Below are 4,842 nucleotides of genomic sequence, written 5' to 3'. Positions count from 1 at the left end.
CAGGGCGAAGACCTTCTCCAGGCGCTTCACGACGTCGAAGATTTCCAGCAGGTGCTGCTTGTCGCCGATCTTGACCGACAGGTGGGCCGAGATGCTGTCGGCCAGCTTGCCCGGCTCGGCGATCTGCGGAATCGAGGCCAGGGCCTCGGGCGGCACCTTCTTGTTCAGTTTGACGTAGTTCTCGAACTGCTCGACGACCGCGCGCGACAGCGCCTCGGCCTCGGGGCCCACGCCCTGGTCTTCGTTCACCTCGCCGACCTGGGCCTCGTAATAGGCCTCCTGGTCGGTGAAGCGCACGACGGCCGCGCGGCCCTTGCCCTCGACCAGCACCTTCACGGTGCCGTCGGGCAGCTTCAGCAGTTGCAGGACGGTGGCCAGCACGCCGACATCGTAGATGTCAGCCGGCGCCGGATCGTCGTCGGCCGAGTTCTTCTGGGTGACCAGAAGGATCTCCTTGCCGCCGCGCATCACTTCCTCGAGGGCGCGCACAGACTTGTCGCGGCCCACGAAGAGCGGGACCACCATATGCGGGAACACAACGATATCCCGCAGAGGCAACACAGGAAGCGTACGAATCTCAGACATGATGCTCTCTACTCCTGGCCAGCGCGTTGCACCCGCGCTCGGCCACGCGGGCCGCCGTCACTCAGACGATGCGCCTGAGTCGTGCGACCCGTCCGCTCGGGACTGAACGGATGGTCGTTATTTATGTGGACCTTTTGCAACACGGTTCAAGCGCACTCGCCTCGTCGCGGCGACGGGTCGCGGTCGACCGGCCAAGATGCAACGCCCATGCCCCTCGCCCGGCTCCACCATGCACGATCCTTGCCGATGTATGCTCCGCGACGCCTAAGTCCTGCCGCGGCGGGCGCCCGGCGCGGCGAGACTCCCGTCCAGCATTGCGACGCGAAGAGGTCCGGTGTGACGAAAAGGGCGCGCCCGGCAAGACCGGACGCGCCCGATTTCAAAGCCTTGCCGCAGGCGTTTAGGCCGAGGCGGCTCCGCCCTTCTTCTCAGCGTAGATCAGCAGCGGCTGGGCCCGGCCTTCGACGACCTCGGCATTGACCACCACTTCCTCGACGCCCTCGTAGTTGGGCAGCTCGAACATGGTCTCCAGCAGGATGCCTTCCATGATCGAACGCAGGCCGCGCGCGCCGGTCTTGCGCAGAATGGCCTTCTTGGCCACGCCGTGCAGGGCGTCGTCAGTGAAGGTCAGGCCGATGTTCTCCATCTCGAACAGGCGCTGGTATTGCTTGACGAAAGCGTTCTTCGGCTCGGTCAGGATCTTCACCAGGGCGGCCTCGTCGAGGTCCTCCAGGGTGGCGATCACCGGCAGACGGCCGATGAATTCCGGGATCAGGCCGAAGCGCTGCAGGTCGTCCGGCTCGACGCCGCGCAGGATTTCGCCCGTGCGACGCTCTTCCGGATCCGCCACCTTGGCGCCGAAGCCGATCGACTTGCCCTGGCCGCGCGCCGAGATGATGCGCTCCAGGCCCGCGAAGGCCCCGCCGCAGATAAACAGGATGTTCGTCGTGTCGACCTGCAGGAACTCCTGCTGGGGATGCTTGCGCCCGCCTTGCGGCGGCACGGAGGCGACGGTGCCTTCCATGATCTTCAGCAGGGCCTGCTGCACGCCCTCGCCCGACACGTCGCGGGTGATCGACGGATTGTCGGACTTGCGGCTGATCTTGTCGATTTCGTCGATGTAGACGATGCCGCGCTGAGCCCGCTCGACGTTGTAGTCGGCGGCTTGCAGAAGCTTCAGCACGATATTTTCGACGTCTTCGCCCACATAACCGGCTTCGGTCAGGGTCGTGGCGTCCGCCATCGTGAACGGCACGTCGATGATTCGGGCCAGGGTCTGGGCCAGAAGCGTCTTGCCGGTGCCGGTCGGACCGACCAGCAGGATGTTCGATTTGGCCAGTTCGACGTCATTGTTCTTCGACGCGTGGTTCAGGCGCTTGTAGTGATTGTGCACCGCGACCGCGAGCACCTTCTTGGCGTGATTTTGTCCAATCACGTAATCGTCCAGGACCTCGCAGATCTCGCGCGGCGTGGGCACCCCGTCCTTGGACTTCACGAAGGCGATCTTGTGCTCTTCACGGATGATATCCATGCAGAGTTCAACGCATTCATCACAGATGAACACCGTCGGGCCCGCGATGAGCTTGCGCACCTCATGCTGGCTCTTTCCGCAGAAAGAACAGTAGAGGGTGCTCTTGGTGTCGCCGCTCGCGGCTTTCGTCATGGTCGCTTCTCACGCTAGGGCGGCCCAGGCCGAAGCCGAAACCACCGACTCCTTAGCGCCAATCCCGCCACCGAGGCAGCAGGATATCCGCCGGGAGTTGTCTAATCCTTGACATTCCCCGATCCGGACGCACGGCACAAGCCTTGGAGCCGATTTACAGCCCCCAAGTTCGTGGATGATGCATACGGTTTCATGGAATTCTTCTCTAAGATGGCGTTCCTGGACCTCAACGCAAGCCAGGAGCCGTTCGCTCCGTCGGACGGCCGGAACCGGCGTCTGGAAAATCCGTGAAGACCTTTAGCGGCGAAAGCGGAATCGTGATGCAAGACGGGCTCGGGTGTGGGGCGCGCTGGCGCGGAGACGAATGGCGAAACGTTCACTGATGGCCAAGGGCCTGTCGGCCTCGACCCCGATGATGGGGGATCTGCACGAGGGTCCGCCCCTGGTCGCGTTCGATTTCGACGGCACCCTGACGGTTCGCGACAGCTTCACGGCCTTCCTGAAATGGCGAGTCAGTTCCGGGCGGTATTATGCGGGCATGGCGCGGCTGTTTCCCGCCGCCTTCCTCTATGTGTTCGATCGCAACCGCGGCAAGATCAAGGCCGCCGCCATCCGCGAATTCCTGCGCGGCGTGCCCCTGGAGCAGTTGGAGCGCGAGGCGCGCGCCTTCGCCCAGTCGGAGGCCCCCAAGCTCTTTCGCCCTGACGCCCTGGCCGTCTGGCGGCGCTGGCGGGCCGGCGGCGCCAAGCTGGTGATCGTCACCGCCTCGCCCGATGTGGTCGTCGCGCCGTTCGCCCGCGGCCTGGGCGCCGACCTGCTGATCGGCTCCAAGCTGACGATCGACGCCGACGACAGGGTGGTGGGCCCCCTGCTCGGCCCCAACTGCCGGGGCGCGGAGAAGGTGGTCCGCCTGAAGGAGGTCTTCGGCGACGATTTGTCGCTGGCCGCCGCCTATGGCGACACCTCCGGCGACAAGGAGATGCTGGCGATCGCCCACGAGAAGGGCTACCGGATCTTCCGGGGAAAGCCGGGCTGATCTAACGCGGCCCTCTGACCGCTCTCGAGCCCCTTAGTTCGCAGTTCGCACGCGACTGGGCCCTCAGAAAAACCAAAGTAATCCGAATGAAAAAGCCGCCGACCTCGCGGCCGACGGCTTTTCCAAGATCTTGAGACCTGGAAGGCGCTTAGGCCTTGTCGTCCGAGTCGTCGCGGCTTTCATTGATGTGGTCGATCAGACCCCAGGCCTTGGCTTCCTCGGCGCTCATGAAGTGGTCGCGGTCGAGGGTCTTTTCGACTTCCTCATAGCTGCGGCCGGTGTGCTTGACGTAAATCTCGTTCAGGCGGCGCTTGGTCTTGATGATGTCCTCGGCGTGGCGCTCGATGTCCGAGGCCTGGCCGCGGAAGCCGCCCGACGGCTGGTGGACCATGATGCGGGCGTTCGGCAGGGCGATGCGCTGGCCGGGGGCGCCGGCTTGCAGCAGCAGCGAGCCCATCGAGGCCGCCATGCCCATGCACACCGTCGAGACCGGGCTCTTGATGTACTGCATGGTGTCGTAGATCGCCAAGCCGGCCGTCACCACGCCGCCCGGCGAGTTGATGTACATGGCGATTTCCTTCTTGGGGTTCTCGGACTCCAGGAAGAGCAGCTGGGCGCAGATCAGACTGGCCATCCCGTCTTCGACGGGGCCGGTCAGGAAGATGATCCGCTCTTTCAACAGACGGGAGAAAATGTCGAACGCCCGCTCGCCGCGGCTGGTCTGTTCGACCACCATCGGCACGAGATTCATCGCCGTCGCCATCGGATCGTACATAAGAATCGCCCTTCTCAAATTTGGCAGTAGGTGCGAATCAATCTTCGCAGCGCCCTGGCTGCTCATATCGCGTCGGGCTTAACAGGATGCAAGGAGGGGGGACGGAGACCATCCTCTCTCCTCAGCACCATCCATACCAATGTCGGCGAGCGTCGCGAGATCGGCTAGCGCAGGCTTTGAAGCATCTGTTGCGCATCGACGGTCGTGGCGCTGTCCGGACGCAACCCATTGCCCATGTGAATGGTGGCGGCCGCACCCGGCTCGATCAGGTGGACCGAGCCGCCATTTTCGTCAACCACGGTGTTACCCGTGGCCAGCATGACCTTGCCGTCGGGCGAAAGGGCGTTCGCGGAGGCCGGAAAGCTCGCCTTCATGATCGTCACATCGCGTTCTCGGGTCAGGTCGGCGACCTCTCCCAAGTCAAACCATGCATAGCCCCGACGTAGCGTTTCCTCGCTGGCGGCGCGCAGCAGGTTGGCGCGCATCTTGTCGAACTTCACGCCGGCCTTTGGCGGGGCGGAAACTCGCAGGGTGCTTGCATCGATTACTTCAACCTTCACATAGGATGCCGCCAAAGACGGCGTGGCGACTGCGCCCAGGATCAACGCCGACACCACCAAAGCTACGGTTCGCATGAAAAGACCCTCTCGAGTGAATGTCCCATCTGATCCCAAGGACCAACGACAACTCGATGACGATGCCACCCTAGGTCGCGCACGTAAAGGGCGACGAATCCGGAAAATCTCAACGCGAACGAAAGACGGCGCGTCGGTTTCACGTCGC

The 4,842-nt window shown here is 63.6% G+C and carries 5 protein-coding genes; 1 reads left to right on the top strand and 4 read right to left on the bottom strand.

The features are described 5' to 3' along the window. Both WAL33_RS16525 and clpX read right to left on the bottom strand, forming a co-directional pair. The coding region (locus WAL33_RS16525; RefSeq protein WP_422182617.1) for an LON peptidase substrate-binding domain-containing protein at positions 1–585 on the bottom strand (585 nt) is incomplete at its 3' end. A gap of 400 nt (positions 586–985) precedes the next feature. Next, a complete protein-coding gene (clpX, locus tag WAL33_RS16520) occupies positions 986–2,248 on the bottom strand; it encodes an ATP-dependent protease ATP-binding subunit ClpX (RefSeq protein WP_422182616.1) in 1,263 nt (420 codons plus the stop codon). Positions 2,249–2,612: 364 nt separating this feature from the next. On the opposite strand from clpX, the gene WAL33_RS16515 reads away from it, so the two are divergent. Next, complete coding sequence (locus WAL33_RS16515) at positions 2,613–3,284, top strand: HAD-IB family hydrolase (RefSeq protein ID WP_422182615.1); 672 nt, start codon at positions 2,613–2,615, stop codon at positions 3,282–3,284. A gap of 148 nt (positions 3,285–3,432) precedes the next feature. Here WAL33_RS16515 and WAL33_RS16510 read toward each other — a convergent pair whose 3' ends face one another. Further along, the gene (locus tag WAL33_RS16510; RefSeq protein ID WP_422182614.1) at positions 3,433–4,059 is read right to left on the bottom strand and encodes an ATP-dependent Clp protease proteolytic subunit; all 627 of its coding nucleotides are present in this window, start codon (positions 4,057–4,059) and stop codon (positions 3,433–3,435) included. Positions 4,060–4,223: 164 nt separating this feature from the next. After that, the gene (locus tag WAL33_RS16505; protein WP_422182613.1) at positions 4,224–4,694 is read right to left on the bottom strand and encodes a hypothetical protein; all 471 of its coding nucleotides are present in this window, start codon (positions 4,692–4,694) and stop codon (positions 4,224–4,226) included. Positions 4,695–4,842: the final 148 nt, after the last annotated feature.

It is taken from the genome of Caulobacter sp., assembly GCF_049283275.1.
GTDB lineage: Bacteria > Pseudomonadota > Alphaproteobacteria > Caulobacterales > Caulobacteraceae > Caulobacter.
Note: the sequence above shows the minus strand (reverse complement) of the source record. Positions and strands in the feature narration are given on the sequence as shown.

What these genes read in the sequence shown, in the direction of transcription:
- WAL33_RS16505 (WP_422182613.1), bottom strand. Translation starts at nt 4,694, where the DNA reads ATGCGAACCGTAGCTTTGGTGGTGTCGGCGTTGATCCTGGGCGCAGTC.
- WAL33_RS16510 (WP_422182614.1), bottom strand. Translation starts at nt 4,059, where the DNA reads ATGTACGATCCGATGGCGACGGCGATGAATCTCGTGCCGATGGTGGTC.
- WAL33_RS16515 (WP_422182615.1), top strand. Translation starts at nt 2,613, where the DNA reads ATGGCGAAACGTTCACTGATGGCCAAGGGCCTGTCGGCCTCGACCCCG.
- clpX (WP_422182616.1), bottom strand. Translation starts at nt 2,248, where the DNA reads ATGACGAAAGCCGCGAGCGGCGACACCAAGAGCACCCTCTACTGTTCT.